At 69.1% G+C, this 24552-nt stretch carries 25 protein-coding genes; 7 read left to right on the top strand and 18 right to left on the bottom strand.

The window, feature by feature from the left end; translation table 11 throughout:
- Window positions 1-41: 41 nt before the first annotated feature.
- Together ilvN and ACZ7SW_RS13280 are read right to left on the bottom strand one after the other, a co-directional pair.
- Window positions 42-548: an acetolactate synthase small subunit gene (ilvN, locus tag ACZ7SW_RS13285; RefSeq protein ID WP_184780531.1), complete on the bottom strand. Its 507-nt coding sequence runs from the start codon at window positions 546-548 to the stop codon at window positions 42-44.
- On the bottom strand, window positions 545-2431 hold the full coding sequence (locus ACZ7SW_RS13280; protein ID WP_470230647.1) for an acetolactate synthase large subunit: 1887 nt from the start codon (window positions 2429-2431) through the stop codon (window positions 545-547). The genes ilvN and ACZ7SW_RS13280 overlap by 4 nt, the downstream gene beginning before the upstream one ends.
- Window positions 2432-2755: 324 nt before the next feature.
- Between ACZ7SW_RS13280 and ACZ7SW_RS13275 the strand changes: the two genes are divergently transcribed.
- Both ACZ7SW_RS13275 and ilvD read left to right on the top strand, forming a co-directional pair.
- Window positions 2756-3316, top strand: coding sequence for a PH domain-containing protein (locus ACZ7SW_RS13275; protein WP_470230646.1), 561 nt, complete (start codon window positions 2756-2758; stop codon window positions 3314-3316).
- Between the two features lie 72 nt (window positions 3317-3388).
- Window positions 3389-5233, top strand: coding sequence for a dihydroxy-acid dehydratase (gene ilvD / locus ACZ7SW_RS13270; protein ID WP_470230645.1), 1845 nt, complete (start codon window positions 3389-3391; stop codon window positions 5231-5233).
- A 629-nt stretch (window positions 5234-5862) separates the two neighbouring features.
- On the opposite strand, the gene ACZ7SW_RS13265 is transcribed toward ilvD, so the two are convergent.
- On the bottom strand, window positions 5863-6438 hold the full coding sequence (locus tag ACZ7SW_RS13265) for a DoxX family protein (RefSeq protein WP_470230644.1): 576 nt from the start codon (window positions 6436-6438) through the stop codon (window positions 5863-5865).
- A 105-nt stretch (window positions 6439-6543) separates the two neighbouring features.
- On the bottom strand, window positions 6544-7452 hold the full coding sequence (locus ACZ7SW_RS13260; RefSeq protein ID WP_470230643.1) for a 2-hydroxyacid dehydrogenase: 909 nt from the start codon (window positions 7450-7452) through the stop codon (window positions 6544-6546).
- A gap of 58 nt (window positions 7453-7510) precedes the next feature.
- Between ACZ7SW_RS13260 and ACZ7SW_RS13255 the strand changes: the two genes are divergently transcribed.
- On the top strand, window positions 7511-8719 hold the full coding sequence (locus ACZ7SW_RS13255) for a PQQ-dependent sugar dehydrogenase (protein WP_470230950.1): 1209 nt from the start codon (window positions 7511-7513) through the stop codon (window positions 8717-8719).
- A gap of 577 nt (window positions 8720-9296) precedes the next feature.
- Here ACZ7SW_RS13255 and ACZ7SW_RS13250 read toward each other — a convergent pair.
- Entirely contained in the window at window positions 9297-9839 is a 543-nt protein-coding gene (locus tag ACZ7SW_RS13250) for a hypothetical protein (protein ID WP_470230642.1), read from the bottom strand.
- Between the two features lie 36 nt (window positions 9840-9875).
- On the opposite strand from ACZ7SW_RS13250, the gene ACZ7SW_RS13245 reads away from it, so the two are divergent.
- On the top strand, window positions 9876-10343 hold the full coding sequence (locus ACZ7SW_RS13245) for a hypothetical protein (protein ID WP_470230641.1): 468 nt from the start codon (window positions 9876-9878) through the stop codon (window positions 10341-10343).
- Between the two features lie 84 nt (window positions 10344-10427).
- A complete protein-coding gene (locus tag ACZ7SW_RS13240; RefSeq protein ID WP_470230640.1) occupies window positions 10428-10673 on the top strand; it encodes a DUF2510 domain-containing protein in 246 nt (81 codons plus the stop codon).
- Here the strand turns inward: ACZ7SW_RS13240 and ACZ7SW_RS13235 are convergent, their stop codons facing one another.
- Window positions 10674-11237, bottom strand: coding sequence for an HD domain-containing protein (locus ACZ7SW_RS13235; protein ID WP_470230639.1), 564 nt, complete (start codon window positions 11235-11237; stop codon window positions 10674-10676).
- Window positions 11238-11249: 12 nt separating this feature from the next.
- Window positions 11250-12320, bottom strand: coding sequence for a helix-turn-helix domain-containing protein (locus tag ACZ7SW_RS13230; protein ID WP_470230638.1), 1071 nt, complete (start codon window positions 12318-12320; stop codon window positions 11250-11252).
- Between the two features lie 865 nt (window positions 12321-13185).
- Here ACZ7SW_RS13230 and ACZ7SW_RS13225 point away from each other — a divergent pair.
- Together ACZ7SW_RS13225 and ACZ7SW_RS13220 are read left to right on the top strand one after the other, a co-directional pair.
- Complete coding sequence (locus ACZ7SW_RS13225) at window positions 13186-13566, top strand: helix-turn-helix domain-containing protein (RefSeq protein ID WP_470230637.1); 381 nt, start codon at window positions 13186-13188, stop codon at window positions 13564-13566.
- Window positions 13567-14041: 475 nt separating this feature from the next.
- Window positions 14042-14317 (top strand): hypothetical protein, encoded by a 276-nt coding sequence (locus tag ACZ7SW_RS13220; protein WP_470230636.1) that lies wholly within the window; start codon window positions 14042-14044, stop codon window positions 14315-14317.
- A gap of 63 nt (window positions 14318-14380) precedes the next feature.
- Here the strand turns inward: ACZ7SW_RS13220 and ACZ7SW_RS13215 are convergent, their stop codons facing one another.
- Genes ACZ7SW_RS13215 through ACZ7SW_RS13165 form a run of 11 tightly spaced genes read right to left on the bottom strand, consistent with a single transcriptional unit; the run spans window position 14381 to window position 24547 of the window.
- A complete protein-coding gene (locus ACZ7SW_RS13215; RefSeq protein WP_470230635.1) occupies window positions 14381-14632 on the bottom strand; it encodes a hypothetical protein in 252 nt (83 codons plus the stop codon).
- A complete protein-coding gene (locus ACZ7SW_RS13210) occupies window positions 14632-14871 on the bottom strand; it encodes a hypothetical protein (protein WP_470230634.1) in 240 nt (79 codons plus the stop codon). Before ACZ7SW_RS13210 ends, ACZ7SW_RS13215 begins: the two co-directional genes overlap by 1 nt.
- Window positions 14868-15860 (bottom strand): glycoside hydrolase domain-containing protein, encoded by a 993-nt coding sequence (locus tag ACZ7SW_RS13205; protein ID WP_470230633.1) that lies wholly within the window; start codon window positions 15858-15860, stop codon window positions 14868-14870. The genes ACZ7SW_RS13210 and ACZ7SW_RS13205 overlap by 4 nt, the downstream gene beginning before the upstream one ends.
- A 3-nt stretch (window positions 15861-15863) precedes the next feature.
- Window positions 15864-16574 (bottom strand): hypothetical protein, encoded by a 711-nt coding sequence (locus ACZ7SW_RS13200; RefSeq protein ID WP_470230632.1) that lies wholly within the window; start codon window positions 16572-16574, stop codon window positions 15864-15866.
- A complete protein-coding gene (locus tag ACZ7SW_RS13195) occupies window positions 16567-16800 on the bottom strand; it encodes a hypothetical protein (RefSeq protein ID WP_470230631.1) in 234 nt (77 codons plus the stop codon). Before ACZ7SW_RS13195 ends, ACZ7SW_RS13200 begins: the two co-directional genes overlap by 8 nt.
- 38 nt (window positions 16801-16838) lie before the next feature.
- A complete protein-coding gene (locus ACZ7SW_RS13190; protein WP_470230630.1) occupies window positions 16839-17111 on the bottom strand; it encodes a hypothetical protein in 273 nt (90 codons plus the stop codon).
- 12 nt (window positions 17112-17123) lie between these two features.
- Window positions 17124-17843 carry a hypothetical protein gene (locus tag ACZ7SW_RS13185; protein WP_470230629.1) on the bottom strand — a complete coding sequence of 240 codons (720 nt, stop codon included), beginning with the start codon at window positions 17841-17843 and terminating at the stop codon, window positions 17124-17126.
- A gap of 9 nt (window positions 17844-17852) precedes the next feature.
- Entirely contained in the window at window positions 17853-18998 is a 1146-nt protein-coding gene (locus ACZ7SW_RS13180; RefSeq protein WP_470230628.1) for a hypothetical protein, read from the bottom strand.
- On the bottom strand, window positions 18995-20119 hold the full coding sequence (locus ACZ7SW_RS13175; protein WP_470230627.1) for a hypothetical protein: 1125 nt from the start codon (window positions 20117-20119) through the stop codon (window positions 18995-18997). Before ACZ7SW_RS13175 ends, ACZ7SW_RS13180 begins: the two co-directional genes overlap by 4 nt.
- Before the next feature lie 14 nt (window positions 20120-20133).
- Window positions 20134-21024 carry a hypothetical protein gene (locus ACZ7SW_RS13170; protein ID WP_470230626.1) on the bottom strand — a complete coding sequence of 297 codons (891 nt, stop codon included), beginning with the start codon at window positions 21022-21024 and terminating at the stop codon, window positions 20134-20136.
- A gap of 1 nt (window position 21025) precedes the next feature.
- The gene (locus ACZ7SW_RS13165; RefSeq protein WP_470230625.1) at window positions 21026-24547 is read right to left on the bottom strand and encodes a hypothetical protein; all 3522 of its coding nucleotides are present in this window, start codon (window positions 24545-24547) and stop codon (window positions 21026-21028) included.
- Window positions 24548-24552: the final 5 nt, after the last annotated feature.

The following is a 24552-nucleotide window of genomic DNA, read 5'->3' as shown; positions in this document are numbered from 1 at the left end:
GGGGGTACTACTTCCTTCCGTACTTACACGAAATCTGCGGTTCAGCGGGGAGAAGTGGCGGTGATCGAGCGGGCCCCGCGGCCCACCGCGACCATGCCGGACTGGACGAGTTCGCGGATGCCGTACGGCTCCAGCATCCGCAGCAGCGCGCCGATCTTGTCCGACGTCCCGGTCGCCTCGACGGTGAGCGCCTCCGGCGAGACGTCCACCACCTTGGCGCGGAAGAGCTGGACGGTCTCGAGGACCTGGCTGCGCACGGTGGCGTCGGCCCTGACCTTGACGAGGAGCAGTTCGCGCTGCACCGCGCTGCCTGCTTCCAGCTCGACGATCTTGATCACGTTCACCAGCTTGTTGAGCTGTTTGGTCACCTGTTCGAGCGGTAGCTCCTCAACGGCGACCACGATCGTCATCCGGGACACCTCGGGGTTCTCCGTGGGCCCGACAGCAAGGGACTCGATGTTGAAGCCGCGGCGGGAGAACAGTCCGGAGACCCGGGCGAGCACACCGGGCTTGTTCTCGACCAGCACGCTCAGCGTGTGGACAGTCATGCTTGCTCTCCCTCCGCGGCCGCGGCCTCGGCGGCTTCCTGCGAAACCTCGTCGTCGTCGAACAGCGGCCGGATGCCGCGCACGGCCATGATCTCGTCGTTCCCGGTGCCCGCGGCGACCATCGGCCACACCTGGGCATCCTTCCCCACGACGAAATCGATCACGACGGGGCGGTCGTTGATCTCCATCGCGCGCCGGATCGTCGCGTCGACGTCCTCCTTGGCCTCGCAGCGCAGGCCCGCGCAGCCGAGCGCCTCGGCCAGCAGCGTGAAGTCCGGGATGCGGTGCTTGTGCGTGCCGAGGTCGGTGTTGGAGTACCGCTCGGAGTAGAACAGGTTCTGCCACTGGCGGACCATGCCGAGGTTGCCGTTGTTGATCACGGCGACCTTGATCGGCGCGCCCTCGATGGCGCACGTGGCGAGTTCCTGGTTGGTCATCTGGAAGCAGCCGTCGCCGTCGATCGCCCACACCGGCGTGTCCGGCAGGCCGAACTTCGCGCCCATCGCGGCCGGGACGGCGAAGCCCATGGTGCCGAGGCCGCCGGAGTTGATCCAGGTGCGCGGCTTCTCGTACTTCACGAACTGCGCGGCCCACATCTGGTGCTGCCCGACGCCCGCGGCGTACACCGCGTCCGGGCCGACCAGCTCGCCGATCCGCTCGATGACGTACTGCGGAGACAGCGAACCGTCGTCGGGCCATTCGTAGCCCGACGGGTAGTCGTCGCGCCACGAGTCGACCTGCGTCCACCAGTCGGTCAGGTCGGGACGGGCGCGCTCGAACTCGGTCTTCACCGCGTCGATCAGCTCGCCGATGATCTCCTTGCAGTCGCCGACGATCGGCACGTCGGCCTTGCGGTTCTTGGAGATTTCGGCCGGGTCGATGTCCGCGTGGACGATCTTCGCGTCCGGCGCGAAGGACGACAGCTGGCCGGTGACGCGGTCGTCGAACCGGGCGCCGAGCGCGACCAGCAGGTCGGCGCGCTGCATCGAGGCGACCGCGCCGACGGACCCGTGCATGCCGGGCATGCCGACGTGCTGACGGTGCGAATCGGGGAACGCGCCGCGCGCCATCAGCGTGGTCGCGACCGGAATGCCGGTCAGCTCGGCCAGCTCGAGCAGCTGCTCGGACGCCTCGGCCTTGATCACGCCGCCGCCGACGTACAGCACCGGCCGCTGGGCCTGCGCGATCAGCTTCGCGGCTTCGCGGACCTGCTTGCCGTGCGGCCGCAGCGTCGGACGGTAGCCGGGCAGCCGGAGTTCGGGCGGCCAGGAGAACGAGGTCATCTCCTGCAGCACGTCCTTGGGGATGTCCACCAGGACCGGGCCCGGGCGTCCGGTCGCGGCCAGGTGGAACGCCTCGGCGATCGCCCGCGGGATCTCCGCCGGGTCGGTGACGAGGAAGTTGTGCTTGGTGATCGGCATGGTGATGCCGCAGATGTCGGCTTCCTGGAACGCGTCGGTGCCGATCAGGCCGCGCGACTGCTGCCCGGTGATGGCGACGACCGGAACCGAGTCCATGTTGGCGTCGGCCAGCGGGGTGACGAGGTTCGTGGCGCCAGGACCCGAGGTCGCCATGCAGACGCCGACCTTGCCGGTCGCCTGCGCGTACCCGGTGGCGGCGTGCCCGGCGCCCTGCTCGTGGCGGACGAGGACGTGCCGGACCTTCGTCGAGTCGAGCAACGGGTCGTAGGCGGGAAGGATGGTGCCACCCGGAATGCCGAATACGACCTCCGCGCCGACCGCCTCGAGGGAGCGGACGAGCGACTGCGCGCCGGTGACGCGCACCGGCGTACCCGCCGGCGGGGCGGGCTTCGGACGTGCTCCTGGGACACCGGGCGCGGTCGGCCCGGGCTTCGCGTCGCTGCGCGACGTGGCACTGGTCATCGGTTCTGCCTCGTGGGTTCTCGGTGTCACTCGTTCGGGTTGTCTGGGCCGTACTTCCGGTCGGGGAACCGGTTTCACGCAACAAAAAACCCCCGCCGACCGTAAGGTCGCACGAGGGTCGCGCGTCGACGCAGAGGACTCTTCCTAAGCGTCGGCGCGCTGAGGAAGTACGAGACCGGTCTGCGTAATCACGGCCCCGACGTTAGTCGCGCGCCCGGGCGAGTGTCAACTCTGCGGGACGGCGATTCCGCATCGTGGACGGCCAGTACTGCTCCCGCGCGACCCGGACGCAGGCCACTCCCGGCATCGGTGCACCATTCCTGCGTGGCCAAGAAACAGCAGGACCAGCGTGCGGACGAGGGCCGGAAGGCCGTGTTCCGGATCCCGACCACGGCGTATCTCGCGATCGGTCTGCTGACCGTCTGTGTGACACCTATCGCACTGGGCGAGATCGGCGGATTCCAGTGGCTGTACGTCTTCCCGCTCGCGCTGCTCGTGTTCGTCGCGCGCACGCGCACCGTCGCGACCCGCGAAGGACTGCACATCCGGACCCTGTTCGGCCAGCGCGAACTTCCGTGGTCGTCGCTCAAGGGCCTGGCGATCACGAACAAGGCCCGCGTGCGCGCGGTTCTCGCGGACGACACCCAGGTCGGCCTTCCCACGGTGCGGACGCGGCACCTTCCGGTACTGGCATTGGTGAGCGAGGGCAAGATCAAGGACCCGTCGGGCGTGCTGAGCGACGAGGAACTCACCGGACGGAAGCCAGCCGCCGAGAACGCGCCGGACGCCGCTCCGGAACCAGCCCCCTCTCCGGAGCCCGCTGAACCGGAGCCCTCCGCCGACGCGGAACGGACCGGCGGCGGCAACGGCAAACCAGCCGAGTAGAATTGGTAGGACCAGTTTGCGGAGCCGTAGTTCCCCTCCGCCTGGTTCAGCCTTCTGACCTGGGAGAATGCCGTGCCGCACCTCCGTTCCCGGACCACCACCCACGGTCGCAACGCGGCGGGCGCACGCTCGCTCTGGCGTGCGACCGGAATGACCGACAGCGATTTCGGCAAGCCGATCGTCGCGATCGCCAACTCCTACACCCAGTTCGTGCCCGGCCACGTGCACCTCAAGGACCTCGGCGAGATCGTCGCCGAGGCGGTCGCCGAGGCCGGCGGCATCGCGCGGGAGTTCCACACGATCGCGGTCGACGACGGCATCGCGATGGGCCACTCGGGCATGCTCTACTCGCTGCCCTCGCGCGAGATCATCGCCGACTCGGTGGAGTACATGGTCAACGCGCACCAGGCCGACGCGCTGGTGTGCATCTCCAACTGCGACAAGATCACGCCGGGCATGCTCAACGCCGCGATGCGGCTCAACATCCCGACCGTGTTCGTCTCCGGCGGTCCGATGGAGGCAGGCAAGGCGGTGGTCGTCGAAGGCATCGCGCAGGCCCCGACCGACCTGATCACCACCATCGCGGCGTCCGCGAACTCGGCGATCGACGAGGCCGGCCTGTCCGAGGTCGAGCGCTCCGCCTGCCCGACCTGCGGTTCGTGCTCCGGCATGTTCACCGCGAACTCGATGAACTGCCTCACCGAAGCGCTGGGTTTGTCGTTGCCGGGCAACGGTTCCACCCTCGCGACGCACGCCGCCCGGCGCGAGCTGTTCTCCAACGCCGGTCGCACGGTGGTCGAGCTGTGCAAGCGCTGGTACGGCGATGACGACGAGTCGGCGTTGCCGCGTTCGATCGCCACGAAGGAGGCGTTCGAGAACGCGATGGCGCTCGACATGGCCATGGGCGGGTCGACGAACACCGTGCTGCACATCCTCGCCGCCGCGCAGGAGGGCGAGGTCGACTTCACGATCAGCGACATCGACGCCATCGGGCGGCGGGTGCCGTGTCTGTCGAAGGTCGCGCCGAACTCCGACTACCACATGGAAGACGTCCATCGGGCCGGCGGAATCCCCGCCATCCTGGGCGAGCTGTACCGCGGCGGACTGCTGAACACCGACGTGCACGCGGTCCACGCGCCGGACATCGCCACATGGCTGAACGAGTGGGACATCCGCGCCGAGTCTCCGTCGGAAAAGGCGGTGGAGCTGTTCCACGCCGCGCCGGGCGGGGTCCGGACCACGCAGGCGTTCTCGACGGAAAACCGCTGGTCGTCGCTGGACACCGACGCCGCGGGCGGCTGCATCCGCGACGTCGAACACGCCTATACGAAGGACGGCGGCCTCGCGATCCTGCGCGGCAACCTGGCCGAGAACGGCGCTGTGATCAAGTCCGCTGGCATCGACGAAGAGCTGTGGCACTTCCAGGGCCCGGCGCGGGTGCTGGAGAGCCAGGAGGAGGCCGTGTCGGCGATCCTCAAGAAGGAGATCCAGCCGGGCGAGGTGCTGGTCATCCGCTACGAGGGCCCGGCAGGTGGCCCCGGCATGCAGGAAATGCTGCACCCGACGGCGTTCCTCAAGGGTTCCGGCCTCGGCAAAAAATGCGCCCTGATCACCGACGGCCGCTTCTCCGGCGGCTCCTCGGGCATCTCGGTCGGCCACATCTCGCCGGAAGCCGCCGCGGGCGGCCTGATCGGCTTGGTGGAGAACGGCGACCAGATCGTCCTGGACGTCCACGAGCGCCGGCTTGAGCTGCTGGTCGAACCTGAGGTGCTGGCCGAACGGCGGGCGAAGATGGACGCTTCGGAGCGACCGTGGCAGCCGAAGGACCGGCAGCGCCCGATCACCGCGGCGCTGCGGGCCTACGCCCGGATGGCCACGTCGGCCGACACCGGCGCGGTCCGGGACCCGAACCGCTGATCCCGCTGTTCCGGTTTTTGCTTTCGACGGAAGGGGCCCGCGCGTGGTGCGCGGGCCCCTTCCTGCGTCTCGGCTAGACGGCTTCAACCGCTGAGGGTCTCGGGTCCGCTGCCGTCGGAACCCTGCTCGACACGATTCGCCACTAAACGGCTAACGATCACCGCGACGGTGGGAAGACCCGCAGCCCCAACCTCTGCCGCACGCGCCTGGAGGCAGGGCCACCGCCACGCGTGGAGAACCTTCCTCCGGCCGCGAGCCCACCACCGGTCGAGCCCGACTAGCCGCGCACAGTCCCCACGCCCCTCAGGCCCTCTGCTGTCGAGTCCCTGCCGACCACTCACCAGCGCACCGCCGCGGCATCCACCCCAGACTGCCGTCGCCGCGGTTTAGCCTCCGGCCTCCGCGCCCTCGCCGCTCACGGGCCAACCCGGTCAACGATGAACGACCTGCTCTGCCGCCCAAATTTGCTCCTGACCAGGCATTCGCCACTAAACGGCAACACCCCGACGGCCCGATGTATGGCGGAACGACCCACCAAACTCCGACGAGGTCTCCAGCCGTCCCCGGCGTGCCAGCGAGGTCGGTCCGGACGGTCGGCAACATCAGGCGCTCGACGTGTCAGCGAGATATCAGCGAGTCAGAACGATGACCACCACAGACGCAGCCGCGGCTAGCAGCAGCGAAATAAGCCCAAGGGGCAGCGGCCGCTTCCGCCACGGCGTATTCCGCTCCAGCGAGATCGTGCCCGAACCGGTGAAGATCAGCGTCAGCGCGCAGAGCCCCAGCAGCAGCTCGTACTCCCAGCCCTGACCGTTGCCCTCGAAGAAGCCGCCGTGGAACTTCGCGTAGACGATGTTCGCGGCCACGCCCAGCAGCCCCGCCGCGGCGAACGGGGTGAACAGGCCGACGATCAACAGCGCACTGCCCGCGACCTCGGTGATGCCGGTGATCCAGGACAACAGCGTCGTCTGTTTGTGGTACCCGAACATCTCGAGCACGTGCGCGAACCCGCCGACGCCCGGTCCGCCGAAAGCGCCGAACAAATGCTGCAGGCCGTGCGCACCCATGATCACGCCGAGACCCAGGCGCAAGACGAGCAGGCCGAAGCCGAGACCGCCTTGCCGCGGTTCGTCGTAGTCGTTGCCGGCAGAGTCCTCGACACCGGACAGCACGCTGGTCTGGTAGTCGTCCCCTTGAGTGGTCACGCGGCGAAGATTAGGGGATTCAGCCGTGACCCGCGAGCGAGCACGCCGAGGTCAGGGGCTCTTTCAGGGTTCACCCTGAGGCTTGAGCCGACATCCGGGAATTGATCAGTATTCGCCGCGCACGAGATTGCCAGGTAGCTCTCCGCCAGCGTACCGGGCGATTTCCACCGCGGCCACCAAATAAGCGCGCCGCCGGACGCCGCGCACCGCACCCGCGACGTGTGGCGTCAGCACGAAACCAGGTGCCGTCCACAGCGGATGGTCCGCCGGCAACGGCTCCGGATCCGTCACATCGAGCGCGGCGCGAAGCCGCCCCGCCGCGATCTCCGCCGCAAGCGCCTCGGTAACGACAACCGGCCCCTGAGCAGCATTGACCAGCACCGCATCGTCACGCATCGCCGCGAGAAAGTCGGCGTCCACCATCCCCCGCGTCCGCGAAGTAAGCGGCACCATCATGACCACCACATCGTGGTGCGGCAGCAGGCTCGGCAACTCGTCGACACCGTGCACGCCTTCGCGCGCCGACATCCCGACCATCGTGCAGCGGACGTCGAACGGCTCCAACCGCCGCCGCAACTGCCGCCCGACGTCCCCAGCCCCGACGATCAATACGCGCTGGCCCTGCAAAGTGTCCGAAGGCAACTGCTCCCAACGACCGGCCCGTTGCGCCGCCGCGTAAACGTCCAGATTCCGGTACATCGACAGCAGGACGCCGACAACCCACTCCGCCATGCTGCCGCCGTGCGCACCGCGGCAGGTGGACAACAGGACGCCATCCGGGACGCGACCGACCCAGTCTTCCGCTCCCGCGGTCAGAAGCTGCACCAGCTTGAGATTCGGCAGATCGCTCCAGATGTCGTCGCCCGCCGAATCCATGGCCGGAACGAGCACCTCGGCTTTCGCGGCCTCCGGCGGCAGCGGGCGGCCCCATTCGTAGCGGACCGCGTGGACGAGGGGGATTTCGGACAGCACGGCGACGCCCTCGTCGTCCGGGACCAGCACGGTGACTGTCATGATCACCACGGTAGCCACTTACCAGTGGCTCACGCCGCGCCACCTAGGCTGGGGCATCATGCGTACCCGGTACCGGTGGTCGGCGCCGCTGGCCCTCCTCGCCTGCGGCGGCCTCGTGCTTTCCGGCTGCGCCCGGTTCGACGACACCGCGGCAGGCCAGACGTTCACCCCCGCGCCGGTGCCGAGCCCGGAATCTCCGCCGCAGGTCCAGGAGCACGGCGAGGGCTCCGGCAACGGTCCCCGCACTGGCCCCGCGCAGGCACCGCCCTCGCCGGTTCCGCCTCCGCAGGGCTGCAAGGACTTCGACAAGGCTGTCATCGCCACTTGTCTGGACACAGTCGCCGCCGTCGCCGGACTTCCCGGCGAGGGATCAGCGCCCGCCGCTCTCGCCGGCGAACGGAAAACCGGCCGGGTCCTGCTGGCCAGCACCGGACACGACGCGACGTCGTTCGCGCAACTGGACGTCCAAGCCGACGGCGACGGCGGGCTCACCAGCCTGGCGTTGTCGCCCAGCTACGTCGAGGACCAGCTGGTCTTCGCGTACATCACGACGGCATCGGACAACCGAGTCGTGCGCTTCGCCAAAGGCCAGGCGCCGAAGCCCGTGCTGACCGGGATCCCGAAGGGCTCGACCGGCAACCGCGGTGCGCTGGCCAGTGACGGAAGCGGCGCACTGCTGGTCGCGACGGGCGACGCTGGCAACCCTGCCGCAGCTGCAGACCGGAATTCCCTCGCAGGCAAGGTCCTGCGCATCGACGTGTCCGGAAAACCGGCGACCGGGAATCCCACGTCCGGGTCCGCCGTCTACTCCTCGGGCCTGCACTCCCCCGGCGGCATCTGCCGTTCGTCCGATGGGAAACGCACCTGGGTGACCGACCATCCGGCCAGTGGTCCGGACGCCGTGTACCGCCTCCAGTCCGGACAGCCGCTCAGCACACCCGCGTGGACCTGGCAGGACAAGCCGTCCCTCGGCGGCTGCGTCGATTTCGTCGACGCGAACGGCATCCTCGGCATCGCGTCGTCCACCGGCATGCAGAACGTGCCGGTCAACAAGGACGGAGCGGTCACCGGCAAGCCGACGGTCACCCTCGACGGCAAAAGCAAGGCGGCCACGACGTACGGCCGGCTCTCTTCGATGAGCATGATCAACCCCCAGCTGGCTGTCGCCGGGACCGTCAACAAGGACGGCGGCAAGCCGGTCTCCAGCGATGACCGCGTGGTGCTGATCGTGGTGAGCGACACGGGCGGCGGTCCGGGCAAGGACTGACACCGGGGCGCGCCTGGTTGAGCCCTCCGGGGTCGGTAGGCCGGTTGACCTGCGGTTAGCCGCTTAGCGGCGACAGCCGATCCGGTCACTGCGACCGGCGACATCCGGCTTCAGGCAAACTGCCTGTCCGCCCTGGCAGGCGCTCCCAGCCAGGCATCGGTTCCAGCCGGAGTCGCCACGAAACGGCGACGATCACCGACCCGCCAACGACGCCGACGGCACCGGCTCAGATCGATGTCACCGACCTCGCCGCCAACATCGCCGTCGCCGTTCAAAGGCCATCCGGAGATCCGCCGCTATTCCTTTCGCCGCCAACGGCAGAACTCGCGGCGACGGCAGACCTCCCCGAGCACCCCGCCACTCGGAAACAAGTCAGCGAGGAACTGCCTGTCAACCAAGAGCGGCCTCGTCGCCGCTCAACGACGAATCCTCCCAAAGCCGCCTCACGCCCGGGAGCACCCGTCGCCACACAACGGCGAATCCACCAAAGCCCAGGTCAACCAGGAGCCATGCCCCGTCGCCGCTGAACGGCGAATCGGCCAGAAACTCCCTCAGCCAGAAACCACCGCGTCGCCGTTCAGCGGCGACGACGCGAAGCCCGGCTCTCCGCCCGAGCCGCCCGGATGTCCACGATCGCCACCACAACCGACCCGACCGAGAACGCCATCCCCAGATACCGTCCGACCCCACCAGAGATCGACACCCCGGCAGCGTCCAGGAACGCACGCTGATCGCTGTCGAACACCCAGCCCAGCGTCGTCCAGCCGATCACCATCAGCAAAACCGTCGCCAGTCCGCCAACCAGCCACAGCTGCGGCAGCCCGCTCACCCGAGCCTTGGTGACCTGCCCGAACAACACCACCGCAAGCCCCACTACAGCGAGCAGCAGCGGCGGACCCCATGAGAAGAGGTCCGAATGCCACGCCGTCCGCACGACGTCGCTGTGCGGCAACGTCCCGAACGCGTCGCGAACGTCGGACGTCGCGGTATCCGCTGACAGCACAGTCCAGGGCAGGGGCGTCGACCCGACCGCGAGCAGCCCAGCCGCAAGGCCGAGCCACTCGCGCCAGGTGACGCGCGCAAGTCTCTTACCTGCACGAACACCAAGATCATGGGTCAAACGTGGGACGGAGGGGCGACCTTCCGAGGAGTTCCCTTGCACATCTCGAAGCTAGCAATCAAGCGCGCAGCGAGCGTTGCCGCCGCGCTCATCGGCCTCGCCGCCGTGATCGTGGGCGTCGCCGTGCTCACACTCTGGGCCGCCGGCGCATTCGCGGCCGCCGTCCCCGGACATCCCAGCGCGGTGCCGGAAGCAGCAGTGGTGGGCACGCAGCACGAGGTGGTCGTCAGCATGGCCGGAGCGCCCGGCACCCAGTTCCGCGCCAAGGGCGAGGTGTTCGGCGACACCGGTCCCATCGAACTGCCTCCGAACGGCTACGACTCGGCGCGCTTCTTCACCGCGAAACCGGCTGGCCAGATCGACCTCACCGTCTACGTGGCCGCCCCGATCGGCGACGAGACCGCGAACTGCACCATCACCTACGACGGGCGCCTGATCGCCCAGGCCGAACCGGTTCCGCTAGAGCACACCAACACGCTTGCCTGCCGAGTGAGATGGGTATGAACAGCCACACTGGGCGGCCGGCGGTAACGAGCGCAGTGATCAACGCGACCCAATCTTCCGGAGCACTCGGAGACTTGGAGGGTCATGAGCCCGGCAGTTGCGCAGTACCTGGTACTCGGCCTCGTCATCGTCGCCGCGTTGGCCATCCTGGTCGGGATTCCGATGCTGATCGTGGTGATGGTGAAGCGGTCGAACCGCAGAGCGGCAGCTGCGCAACTCGCCGCGGCGCACTCCCCCGGCTGGTACCCGTCGCCCCAACAGCCAGGTCAGATGCAGTGGTGGAACGGCACCGGATGGACGGACAGCTTCGCACCTACGGCACCGCAGTAGTCAGCGTCCCCGCCACGCCAGCGGGGACAATGTCACAGCGGCCTCGGCAATCCGTCGGGCAGCCTCGGTTGCGAGTCCTTTACGGCCAGAGTCGATCCACCCGGATACGCGTTCGACCCCGATCTCGCGGTACTCGACGGCCTGCAGCAGCATTTCGAGTTTGTCTGCGTCCTTCGCGCACTTCGCTTCGAGCGTCTCCCGGGTCTCGTACTCGTCGACCGCGGCACGCACTACGTCGCGGGAGCCGTCGGGCAGCCCGCCGGTCTGGTCTGCGGTGATCTCGCGCGGCTCGGGCTTGGTCAGGTACTTGCCCGCGGTGTGCGGGATGTCGCCGGTGCGGGTCTCCTGGGTGTCGTGCCAGATCGCGAGGAACGCGGCGCGCTCCGGATTCGCGCCTTCCTCCGCTGCGAGGAGTGCCGCGATCTGCGCGGCACGAAGGCTGTGCTCCGCGACCGATTCCGGGTCGCGGACGCCGACCTGCCACCATCCCGCCCGGCGGATGCGCTTGAGCAACCCGAGTTCGTAGCCGAACGCGGCGAGGGCAGCGGCGGTTTCGTCTGGCATGAAATGATCTCCCTATCGGTCGGCGAGACGCAGAGCGTAGTGAAGCCCGGCGACCTGGTCACGCCCCTCGCGCGACAGCACGTCGCCAGACGAGAGCACGTCCAGTGCCCCGGACAGCGCATCACGTTCGGCGGACCGTTCGGTCAGTAGCGCTGGGCGGCTGGCCACGAGTGAATGGACCGTGTGCAGGTTGAGCGGAAGGTGCGGCGAAGTCGGGTCGAGCCGATCGACCAGATGGCGAAACAGCCGCCTGCCTGACCACATTCGGGTGTCGGCCTCCGCCATGAAGTGATCGTTGGCCTGGTCGTCGGGCATCTCGCCGATCCAGTGCGCCCAATAGTTGAGGTTCGCGACCTCGGCGTCGGTGTCTGTGGTGCGCGCGACGAAGTCGTGCAGGTGAGTGCCGTCGCCGATTGACGCGAGCGCGACGGATGCCGAGCGAGCCTCAAGGAGGCTGGTCACGTCGCCGTCGGCGATCGCACGGCGGCTGGCGTTTCCCCATTCCCCTCGCAGCCAGTGAACGACCTCGCTGCGCCTGTCGAACCCGAGCAGGTACACCGCTTGACGGCGCAGCAGCGCCTCGCCAGGGTGCACCCCGCGTTCAGCGACGGTCATCAGGTGGTCAAAGAACCGGGTCCGTGCGTCGGCGCTCAGCGTGGGGCCAGACGCGACGGGGCCGCGGCGCGGAACTCTCGGTGTGAACACCTCAAGCTCCGACGGCAGGTGCCCGGTGAACGGCCACGTGATCATGTTCGTGAGCGTCTTGCGGTGCACGCTCGCGGCGAGCGGATGCAACTCGGGATCTACCCATGTGCCTCCAGCTGTGGCACCGGTCGAGAGAACGAGATCGGCTTCAACCGCCGTATGAAGGTGCCGACCGGTGGAGGCAGGCGCGCCCAGCCGCGACAGCCGGGCACAGAGCCGGACGAAGTCCCCCGCGTTCATCGCAGAGAGGGGACGCCGCCCTGACTCCCACCCTTGAACGGTGCTTCCGTCGACCGCGAGATGTTCCGCCAGGCGCTCTTGCGTCAATCCCGCGGACTCGCGCGCCAACTTGAGTACGTACCCCGAGACGACACCCATTGAACGGGAACCCTGACTCCCGGTCAGTGTTGCCGATGCTCCGCCCACGGACGCCCCCGTCTGGCCTATTTCCAGTCGAACCGTACCCGTACTCCCGGTCCGTTCTGATTGCTCTCTGGCGATCGTAGCGTCACTTATCGAAGTTGCGGGCCACCTGATCAGCCAGAACGCGAAGGGAGTGGTCCCCAAATGCCAGCAGTGATCTACATCGACCCGGCCGCAATCCTTCCCGTGATCGACAACGTTTGGCATCGGACCCGCCTGTCCTTGGTTCCAATGCCAGGTCAGGCGATAACGATGCTGTGCGGTGAAACCGCAGCAGCCGCGTTCGAGACGCTGGCCCAAAGTCGCGCCCACGGGGCGTCTACTCAGTGTCCGAATTGCGATGTCATTTACCGCCGCGAGCACGGTCTGGCCATCCGGCCGAATCACCCCGGCCTAGCACCACGTCCCCAGCAACGGAGACCAGCGCCATGACCGCGGCAGTACCCCGACGCCAGGGTGGCGGTGCGTACCAGCGTCGTCACCACGCCGACGACGAGCGCGGGATCAATCCCCTGGTTCTCTTCGCTGACTGGCTGCGCCGAGCACCGGGCTTCGCTCGCCCCGGCCCGCCTCGCCGACCGATACGGATACGGCTCGCCTGCAAAGCGTGCGGAGCGACCGCCACAGCGACAGACCACCACTGCGGCGAATGCGGCGAGCCCTTCTGGGCCTGCGGCAAATAGACCCCCCGGTGCCGCGACGGTAATCCCCCCACACGCCGCGGCACCGGGGTGTGCCCCTGCCGGACGGGGCGCGGGGGCGGTGGCCTCTCCCGAAGACCACCGCCCCCATCCACAGACTGCGATGACAGGGACACCGGATGGAAACGCCGGACGAGGCGCGCGCGAAACGGAGCGAGCGAAACCGCCGGATGCTCGAATCCTGGCGTGCCGGTGAGTCGATCACCGAGATCGCTCGGGAGCACGGGCTGTCGCTGAGCTGGACCGGGCGGCTGCTGCGCCAGGAGGGTGCAGTGCTGCCCCCGATCCGTCAGGGCGTCAGGCGTGCCGACTTGCCTGTAGCGGAGATCATCCGCGAGTACAAGCGGGGAGCCTCGATGCAGGCACTAGCAGACAAAAACGGCACATCGTACGGCACCATCCGCCGACTGCTGCTCCGCAACAAAGTGAAGATCCGGCCGCACGGAGGCCAGAACGCCATCGAGATCTCGCCCCTGCTAACCCCTCGAACCCGCGAATAACCGTGGCCCCATCCCGCCCGGCGGCGCGCTTCCCCCGACGAAGCGCGGCGACCGGGCTATCGGGCTGCCCACGTTTCCACGACGGAATGAGGACAGCAGATGGCGAAAGATCAGCCACGCAACACGGCTGGCAAGGGTCCGACGAGCCAGGTGTCTGGAAAGGACCACAGATCGACCAAGCCCACGGAGAAGAACCCGACCCCGCAGCCGCGGCCGGTCCAGCCGCCGCCACCGGAACGCTAGGGGAGCCCGGTGCCCGATAAGCCAAATCGCCCACCGCGCCGTGATCGCCGAAGCTGCCTAACCGGAGGCGAGGCAGGGAACCTGACCAGTGGTTCAGCGGGAAGCTATCCGCCGCAACAGCCGACCGGCCCGACCCATCCCGGCGGCGCGTTCCGGTCGTACCTGTTCCGGTGGCGTCCGAGTCCCCCTGCGGATGATGACTGACCGCGCATGACCCGGTTACGATGACGCCATGGCGAGGACCAGGGACAAGCACGCGCTAGCTTCCACGCTGCTCGCACAGGCTCCCGACCACCGCTTCTATGCGTCAGACCTGCGCCAAGCCACCAGGATGCACAACGCACGCCTATACCCGCTCCTTGTGGACTGGCTCGGCCGCGGCTGGATCAGCCACGACTACGACCCTTCGCCGCACGACACCTCGCGCGACGGATGGTCAGCCCAGCCTCAGCCGATGCACTACTACATGCTCACCGAGCGAGGCCGAGAAGCACTCTCGGACGACTAGCTCACGACGAAAAGCCCCCGCCGCCTGCGTGTGCAGGAGACGGGGGCTTTTCATGTGCCTGGGTCAGGCGGCCTTGGGTTTCTCACCGGGCTCGGCGTCCGGCAGGGCCACGTGCTCGGCGGCGATCACGCCGTCGGCCAACGCCTGCACGATCCCGGCTTCGGCGGCCGGCGCTTCGGCCGGGTCGGGGAAGTCGCGCACGATCTGTGCTTCGGCGGGCAGTTGCGGCGCGACCGGTCGGTCCGCCCACCCTTCGTGGTCGGGGTGCGCGGGGTTGAAGTGCGGATCTGCCGGGTGGTACTCGGTTTCGGGCATCAGGGCTGCTCCTTAACGGGCTCGGGACCGAGCTTGGCCAGCGGCACGACGCGCCGACGCGCGAGCGCGCTGCCCACGATCGACACGAGGACGGCAGCCGCGTCCACGATGATGTTCACGGTCTGGTCCGGGATCACCCACCACCCGGCGGCGGCGACGGCGACGAGCACCAGGCGCACGGCCTCGGCGATGCTCACGGGCTCGGTGCCGACGCGGCTCGGCCGCTCCGGGGCGGTCACTGCGCGGCCTCGGCGTTCGCGCCGGTGACCTCGATGGTGCCCGTGATCTTCACGTTGTTCGCGACCGCGTCATTGATCGTCTTCGTCACGAATTCCGGGGTGATCGCCGGGTTCTTCGTGGCCTCGGCCAGCGTGCTGGCTAGAGCCTGGATCGCGGGACTCTGGGTGAAAAGCAGGTGCTCCCACGCGGAGTGGCACGCGTTGGTGAGACTGCCCGCAGAGTGCCCGCCGCGCTTGAGAATCGCTGGGGTGTCGAGCGGGGGGAACAGCCACGCCAGGTTGATCAGGACTTGGCTCCAGTCCATCCCGGTTTCGGCGTAGACGCGGGACACGCTCGCGTACATCTCGGCAATCTTCCGTTCGGCGTCGGCGCTCATGTCGTCCTCCTGGTGTGTGCTGGGAATGCGGTAAACCTCGTTGATGTCGCACGGGACTCCGGCGACGTTGATGACGGTCGGCGGCTTGTTGCGCTGCCAGAAGTTGACCCATGCGCGCCGCGGGTCGTTCTGCGCCAGTTCGGAACCGCAGAGCCAGTACCAGGAACCGATCCCGGCGTCGTGCACCGCGCCGAGCGTCTCGCTGAATCCGTAGAACCCGCAGCGGGGGCCGACGGCGTCGCGGAACCCGGCCGCGTAGCGGACCACGTCGTCGAGCTGGAACGCCTGCGCGTGCGCGTCGGCCGCGCAAGCCAGCGGGACCCAGTCCGGCACGCCGGTGGCTCGTGCGTCGGCGAGCGCGGCCCTGCCGTAGGCGAGGCCGCGGGCGTAGTCGTCGTCGGTCTCGGTGCCCCACGCGTCGCCGGTGCCGGCCTCGGCGACGAGCAGCACGTTGGCCGCGCCGAACTCGCCGACCAGGTCGCGGTATTCGGCGGCGGTGAGCTGCTTGCCCTCGCTGCCGAGTGCGATGTAGCGGATCACGCCGGAGAACCCGGCCCGGCGCAGCGCGGCGCCGGACGGTCGTCCGGCGGAGTAGTCGGCCCATCGAGCCATGGGTCAGCCTCCAGTCGTAGGCGGGGGTTCAGTGGAAGGCGGCGTGCGTCCAGATGCGGGGTCGACGCAGGCTTTGCCCCGGTAGGTGGTGCCGTCCGGGCTGGTGATCACGGCGTCGCGCAGCTCGAACCCCTCCGGGCACGTCGGGCCGGGCGCGCCGTCTTTGCCGTTCGCGCCGTCCGCTCCCGGGACGCCTTGCGCGCCGCGGCACTGGTCGTGCGCGTCGCAGTAGGACGCGACCGCCGAGGCCACCAGCGCGGGATAGTCCGGGACCGGCGCGTCCCGGCCGTCTCTGCCGTCGGCGCCGTCCTGGGGAGCGGGGATCTTCGCCAGGACCGCGGTGGTGAGCGCGTCGAAGTCCGGGGGCGCGCCGTCCGCGCCGCGGCATTGGTTGCGGGTGGCGCAGTAGTCCTCGACCGCCTGCCGCGCGGTCTGGCGCAGCGCCGCCGGGTCCGGCGCCGCCGCCGGGGCGGTGCCGATGGGGGGCTGGCCGGCGACCTCGGCCGCTTTCGCGCACGCCGGGCCGAGCGCGGCCGCGGTCTGCCCGCCCTGCGCGCACGCCTCCCGCACCTGATCGGCCAGGCTCTTGGCCTGCGACTGCACCACCGCGGCGTCCCGGCGCACCACGAGCGGCTCCAGCGTCGCCCACGCCGACGCGCCCACCGCGAGGACGGCCAGCACGATCGCGACCATCGAGGACCGGCTCCTACGCATCTGCGTCACCCGCCTTCCTGCGCGCACGCGCCGCGGTGTCCTCCGACCGCCACCGCCGCTTCCGTTCCTCGTCCAGCCGCGCCACCAGTTCGTCGCCGCGTTTCTCCGCCCGGTTCGCGCGTCCCTCGGCGCGCAGCCACAACCGGACCAGCACCGACACCACCACGAGCAACGCCGCGGACGGCCCCGCCGACTGCAACAGCTGGCCCATGTCGAAAGCACCCACCGTCACCCCTCTCGTGCACAGTGGACGGACACAGTCGATCAGGCGTCGAGGAACATCGAGGCCGCTTCGGCGGCCGGGATCGCCCACCAGCGGCCGAAACAGCGCAGCAGCCAGTCGCCCGGGTAGGCGTTGCACGTCCAGTACTCCAGGCCGTAGGCGTACATGCTGAGGGCGAAGCCGTTCTCTTCGCCGTACACCGTCGTCTGCGTCGGGGTGAAGGCGATCGCCTGCACGTCCGCGAGGTTGTTGGTGACGCCGTCGTTCTGCCACTGGATCACGTCGCCGTAGAACGCGACGCGGCGCTTGGCCATGGGTTCTCCTGATCAGGGTGAGGTGGTTCCGGCGAACCATTGGCTGGCAAGGGCGTAGCTGCAGCCGATCATCGACAGCGGGGTGACGATCGTGCCGTTGCTGCTTCCGGCGTTCGCCGAAACCCAGGTGTAAATGTCGACGCCGAGGAAATGCCCGATGCTTGTCTCCGGCACCTGCACCGCGTACGGGCCGACGGTGATCAGCGCGTCGGTGCCTCCCGGCGCGTCCGACAGGGTCGCGGTCGGGGATGTCCAGGTCCAGCCCGTCACGCTGTCGACGACCTGCACGTAGGTCGAGCCGGTCGGCGCGGTCACGCCGCCCGACGAGACGCGAAACCGCCACTGGGCGAGGAAACAGGAGTTGTTCTGCTGAACCTGGCCCGTGTAGTAGGACGTGGGCGTGGACGCCGTCTGGTACAGCACCCCCGGCGTGCTCGGGTACATCGGCACCTGCGTCTGCGGTTGCGCGAGCCCGTAGCCGGTGTCCGCGTCCGTGCCCAGCACCAGGTTCGCCGCGCCGTCGTAGACCGACAGCACCGCACCGCCCGACCCGTTCGGGTTCGGCACGATCTGCAAGTCGACTACCCGGCCCAGCACCGGGTCGTCGTGGCTGACGACGAACGGGAATTTGGATTGCCGAGCCTGCGTCTCGGCCTGCTGCTGCAGCGCGGTCAGCTGGTTGACGATGTAGTCCGCCGAGCCGGGACGCTCGACCGGGTGGTTGGCGACCACGGGTGCCTCCTATCCGGCGCGGACGGCCTGCAGCTGGTGGTCGACGCGATCGCGCGGGGTGCTGGGTCCGCGGGAGATTCCGATGACGCGCCACCGATATTCGCCGTCCGGCAGATAGTGGTGGTCGGTCACCGAGTAGGTGGCGAAGTGACCGGGCACGTAGGTGCTCAGCTGCGGATCCGCATCGGCCAGCACGGTGGCCTGCCACTGCTCGGGCTGCGACGAGGACAGCGCCACGTTCGCGGCCGCCCAGCCGTCCAAAGTGGATTGCACGGACGCGTCGGCGTGGCTGCTGTCCACGTCGTCGGTCAACGGCCACCCGTTCGCGACCAGGTTCGAGGCGGTGGCCGTGCCGTAGAGCTGGCCCGCGTCCTGGCCCGCGCCTTTCACGAACGCCCGCACCGCTCCGGGTTTCACTCCCCCGGCGATGACGAGCCGCGTCAACGTCCGCCGGTAGAAAAACCGCAGATCGACGCCGGGCTGCACCAGGTACGGGTTCCCGATCAGCATCCGGTGCCGGATGTAGCGCTGCCCGCCCGCGGTGGCGAGGTAGGGCTGGAAAACGATGTCCGGTCCCTGGTCGACCTGCGTCAGCTCGCGCAGCCGCACACCGCCGTAGGCCTGGTCGTATCCGTGGTAGGTCCGGGTGTTCGTGCCGCCGGGCGCGATCGTCGGCAGGTCGATCGGCAGATTGCTGCCCGGGATGTAGCTCATGTTGATCTGGTGGTTGACGATCTCGCGTGCGATGTAGGGCAGCGACCCGTTGATCGTGATGTCCGCGGCCGGATCGGTCAGCCGCTGCCCGGCCGCGGGGTTCCATGCCGCGTTGTGCAGCACTCGCCGGTCGAGAATGTCCCAGATCCCTCGGCCTGCCACGGTGAAGTCGGTGGTGTCCGGGTCCGGCTGGTAGGGGGTGATCGGCCCGGCCTGGCAGACGAAGTCGTCGCGCAGGATCGCGACCGAATGCCGGTCCGGCACGCACCACTCCCGCACCCGCGCGGTGCGCGGGCCGCCGTCGAGCGGCACCTGGATCTTCCAGCCGCCCGCGTCGTTGTCGAGCGCCGACCATTCCGGCTCGGCGGTCAGGTCGAGGTCGTAGAGCACGCGGCCGGTGGTGGTCTGGTACACCAGCGCGCTGTATTCGCGCCCGGTCACCACGCCGGGACCACTTCACAGGTGAGGCGGTTCGCCGGACCGCCGTTGACGACGACGTTGTTCCCGACACCGGCCCACCGGTTGATGACCATGTACACGGTCCGCGCGCCGGTGAGGACGCTGTTGGAGGTCCCCGCGTAGGTGTAGGGCACCGGCTGCGTGCCCGTGCGGCCGTCGTTGGGCGCGATCGACAACGGCGAGGCGAGGTTCGGGCCGGACGCCGAACCGTCCCGGGGCACGACATCGAAACCCCCGCCGGTGCCGCAGGTCATCGCCAGCATCGCGTCGAACTTCAACCGGTACGGCCATCCCGGGTCCGGAATGGACACGCTGCCCAGCGTGTACGGGAACGCGCTTCCCGTCGCCGAGGCCCACGCCGGCGTCTGGTACTCCAGCGACGTGAGACCGCGCCACGTCGTGCCGTCCCACACCCTCAAACCGTTGTACCAGGTCAAATCCCCCGGCATGTACGACGGATCGGTGAGCGAGTCGCCCGGCAGCAGCACCCGCACCGCGCCGATCGGGGCCGTGCTGCGGCGGATGTCGGTGACCGTCACCGTGCCGTCGGTGGCCACCCTCCCCCGCGCCAACGGAATACCGACGCCGCCGCCGGACGCCGCGGCCGGCCAGGTCGAGATGAGGCCGAGGTTGTCCCAGGTGACCGGGTCGACCGGCGTCGCGCCCGGCTGGCCGGTGATGATCTCCACCCGGCCCGGGATGCTGCCGCCGGCCGGGATCACGTCGCCCAGCGCGGTGTCGTAGGCGCGGAACACCACGATGTCGTTGCGGGGATTGGTCGCCGGAGGCGCGTCGCACGTGACCGTGCGGGCGGCGGGCAGCTCCCACCCCAGGTACGCGCCCTGCCCGGACCGGCCGATGATCGCCGAGCCCGGATTCACCAGCAGCGTCCGTCCCGATTGGACGGTCACCCGCAGGTCGTAGCCGTAGGTGCCGTCCGACGTTGTCGAGATCACGCCGGAGCGCACCGCCGACAGCGGCGACGTGGTCGAGCCGCCGAGGAACAGGCTCTGCAGCAGAGCCCGGCCCTGGCGCGCGTTGTTGCTGCGGCTGCCGTTCGGCATTCCGGTCCAGACGCCGTCAGCGTCCGCGTTGGTGGGCATTCCCGACCCCCCTTTCAGTTGCTGGCGTCGCGCCACGTGGCAACGGCTTTGCCCGCGCCGATGCCGGTGAACTGGATCGCCCGGGAGCTGCCGGGCGGGATGGAAATGAATCGCGCCGAGCCGAGCGCGCCCGTGCGGTCGATGCCGTCGAGCGTCACCGGCGCCGGGTTGGACGGATCGCAGTCGATGCGCAGCGTCTGCCCGGCCACGATGGACCCGGTGTAGGCGAGGACTCCGCCGGTCAGCGGGTCGGTGAACGTGGGGTCCTGCAGCCCCGAGGGCGTGGTGATCGTCAGCAGCGGCCACGTCGTCGCCGTGCCGCTGTTCTCCAGTGCCAGCACGCTGTTCGCCGCGCTCGCGCCCCAGTCGAGACCGCCGCCCGCCCAGTCCAGGCCGCCGCTGCCCCAGTCGAGGCCGTCGGCCGCGGCGGCCGACAACGTCGCCGTCGCACGACGTTCCACAGTGGACAGGAACCGGCCGTCCGCCGCGTACAGCGGCAGCTGCCAGTCGAAACCCCCGCCGTCCGCCCACACCGAGCACCGCGGCGCGTCCGCGTCCAGCTCGACCGTGATCTGCTGCGGGTCGATCCCGTCGTCGACCACGAGCAGCGCCTGGCCGCCGTCCGGGAAAATGCTCATCAGCCGCTTGCGCGCGGCCACCCGGGCGACCCGGCTTCCGGCGTCGCACCAGCCTTGCAGGACTCCGGAGCGGGCCGCCGGGTACGAGCGCGAGCGGTACGCGCCCGACCCGAACGGCCGCTCGTTGTTGTGCATCTTGCGTGCCACGCCGTCGGTGACGAACGAGGCGCCGCCGGGCGAGACCACCCAGCGGCACCCCTGATCGTCGTCCACATTGGCCGACCACGACCCGATCGCGTACGTCGGAAGGATGACCTGCGTCGGCACCTCACACCCCCCTCATCGACCAGCCGACCTGGCTGGAGACCGACGCGGCGATCCGCTGCGGATCCGAATCGGCCGGCGGATAGATGTGGAAGTGCTGCTCGACCTTCGCGCCCGCGACGGCCGGGGATGCCGAGCGCTGCGCCGGGATCGCCGCCGTGGCAAGCGGAGCGGTCTTCGGCGCGAACGCGTCCGGGGTCATCCCCCGGTTGATCGCCAGCAGCTCCGGCAGCCACTTCGCGGTGTCCGCCGCGTTGACCACGAACTCCTTCGGCGACACCCACGCCGGGATGAGGTCCTGGCGCGGGCCGCCCGGCCCGGACAGCAGACCGCCGCCGATCGCCGACACGGCCGTCGTGCCGCCCGAGGCGTACCGGCGGGCACCGTGATGGGTCAGCAGACCACCGGTCGCGAAGTCCGCCCGGTACGACCCGGCCGGGAGCTTCGGCGCACCGCGCACGTCGTAGGTGACGGTGATCGTGCTGGACCGGTTGCGCGCGGCCCAGTTGATCGCGCCGTCTGCTTCCGACGCGTTCGCGCCGACCTGGATGAATCCCGTGCTGGTGTTGGCCACCCGCACGGTGTCGCCGATGACGCTTTTCGCCGCCGAGTTGTAGGCGTCGATGTTCATCCAGCCCCAGCTGCCGTTGACGTTCTGCACCAGGACTTGCAGCTTCTTCGTCGCCGGGTCCTGGCGGGCGTCGAGCGTCATGGTTCCGGTCGAGCCGTTGGCCTTCTGCACCGTGAAGCTCAGCTTCCCGTCCGCCGGGGCGGAGTTGGCGTCCAACTGGATCGTGCCGGTGACCTTGCCCGCCTTGTCCACCATCAGCTTGATGCCGGTCTCGGCCGGGATCGTGTTGGCGGACACCGAGAACGTGCCATTCGGCAGCGTCTCGACCTTGTACCCCAGCTTCGCCAGGGCATCGGCCGCGGCTTTGTCGTCGGCGGCGAGCGTCACCGTCGCCCCGGGCGGCAGCGTGGCCAGTTGCTTGACCACGTCGTTGATCTTCTTCTGCGCCTGCTCGTTGCCCTCCAGGCCCAGCGCCGTCACGATCTGGTCCGGCACGAGCCCGTAGTGCGCGAGCAGCGTCTGGACCTGCGTGTCGTTCAGCCCGATTTGCTTGAGCTGGTCGGCGAACTTGTCCCGCAGCGGACCCAGCTTCGAGGTGATGTCCGCCGCCGACGCGCCGCCGTTCTTCATCGACTGCGCCAAAGACGCCATGTCGACCGCGCCCTGCTGCATGACATCCTGCAGCTTCGACCCGGCCTCGGACGTGGTGTTGATCGCGCCCGAGTTGTCGATCAGATCCTTGGTGTGCTTGGACAAACCCAGGTTCTTGAACGACTCGCCGATCGCGCGCAGGTGATCATTCCACGCCTGCAACGCTTCCTCTTCGGACTTGTTCCGGCCCGCGAGGCGATCGAGCACGTCGATGACCGCCTGGCCCTTGGAAACCGTGTCACCAGCAGTCTGATTCAACGTCGTGAACGCACTGTTCAAATCGGCCGCGGCCACCTTCGCCGCATACTGCGCAGGCGTCATTTCCTGTGCAGCCCTCGCTGCGCCGTTCAACGCCTGAGCGTTCGCCTGTGCGCCCTTGGACGCGTCGTCGAATGTGCTGCCTTCGCCGCTGATGGCGTCGAGCATCTGCTGTGCAGCGAAACCAGTCGCGTCGTATTGCTTCGCGACACCGTCGACCACAGTGATGTGGTCGTCGAACGGTGCCCGCAACAACCCAAGCGCGTTCGCGTCCTGCCGGTGTCCCTCGACAAGGCCCTGCAACGAGGCTTTCAGTCTGTCGCCCGCGGCAGTGTTGCCGAGGTACATGTCCTGCAACTGCTGGAGTCCTTGCGGACCTGCCAGGTTCAGGACTTCCTTGTTCAGGTTCCGGACGCTGTCGCCGATCTTGAAGTTGCCCAGATCGTAGGCGGCTTGCTTCCTGACGTTGTCGTCGATAGCTCCGCCGGAATCTCGCAGAGCCTCAGTGAGGTTTCGGACACGTTCGGCGTGCGCGGCTGCGTTGGCCGCGGCCTGCTGCTGTCGCTGGCCGAGGATGTCCAGGCCGATGCCGAGCACACCCACTGCGAGCGTGGCCGGGTTGAGCGCGCCGGCGACGAGGCCACCCAGCGCCGTGCCGACCTTGCTCCCGGCTTTCGCCGCGCCGGTCAGGTCGGAGCCCGCTTCCCGCACGCTTTTGCCGAGCCCCTCGAAGCCTTTGCCCGCGTCCACACCGAACTTCGACAGGATCAGCGCGGTGCTGGTGACCGAGCCCGCGAGTCCGGTCACCTCGGGCGGAAGTGCGTTGAGGACGCCTAGCAGCACGCGCAGCGTCGCCGCGGCACCGGTCGCGCCGTTGGTGAACCCGGACAGGAACCCGAGCGCGCCCGAGCCCTGCGCGGTGAGGTCGTTCAGCGCGCCGGTGACGAGGTCGACGATCGCGTACAGCGAGTGCAGCGGACCGGCCGAGCCTTGCGCCAGGTTGGCGAACAGCGTCCCGAACCGGGCGAGCAGCAGCTGCACGATCCCGCCGAGCAGGGTCATGCCCTGCCCGGCACCGGCCGCGCCTGCCGACGCGTTGGCGAAGAACTGCCCGAGCCCGGTGCCGGTCTGGCCGACCAGCGCGCGGAAGCCGAGCAGCGGTTCCTTCGACGCCATGACGGCAGTCACCGCGCCCGGCATGGCGCCCTCGGCGAAGTCGGTGACCGCGCCGGTGAGGATGCGCACCGCGGGTGCCGAGCCGTTGACCGCGGCCGCGACTTGCGGGCGCAGCCGTCCCCATGCCGCGCCCACGTCGTCGAGCGCTCCGGCGACTTCGGTCTTGAAGCCGCCGCCCATCTGCTTCGCGTCGCGCTCGACGCGGTCGACCAGGTCGGTGAACTTGGTCGCGATGCCCTCGTCGGTCGAGGCGATGTAGGTGCCCAGCGCGGCGAAACCACCGGCGACCAACGCCAGCGACGTGCCGACCCCGGCCGCGCCGACAGCCGCGGCGGCGGGCAGCCCGACCGACAGCGCGGTGAACCGCAGGGCGTCGAACTGTGCGTTGGCGCGCTTGGCCATCCGCTCGAGGTCGGCCTCGGCGGGGCGGGTCTTCGCCTCGACCTCGAGCTGAACAGTGCGGCGCCGGGCGACCAGCGCGGCCAGTTCGGCCTCGGCCTTGCGAATGTCGGCGTCGACCTCGACCGAGGTGCCGCGCTTCTTGTTCAGCTCCTCCAGCTTGGTGCGAAGCTTCGCGATGTTCGCGTCCATCTCGATGACTGCGGAGCGCCGTTTGGCGACGAACTCGTCCGCCTTCGCCTGCGCCAGCCGATCGTCGAGGTCGGCGTTGATCGTGACCGGTTTTCCTGCCGAGACCTTCTTTTTGACGGCCTCGGTGTTCTTCGGGTCGTTGAGCGCGGTGTCCCACGTGATCGCGGACTCGCCCTCGATCCGGGCGCGGATCCGCTTCTCGTCGCTGGAGGTCTCGTCCTTCAACCGGATCTCGACGAAAGCGCCGGCCAGCTTGAACTCTCCGCCAGGTGCGGTCACGGAAG

The sequence above is a fragment of the Amycolatopsis sp. NPDC114484 genome, from assembly GCF_055633755.1.
The sequence above is the reverse complement of the archived record's forward strand: the minus strand, read 5'-3'. Positions and strand labels throughout refer to the sequence as shown.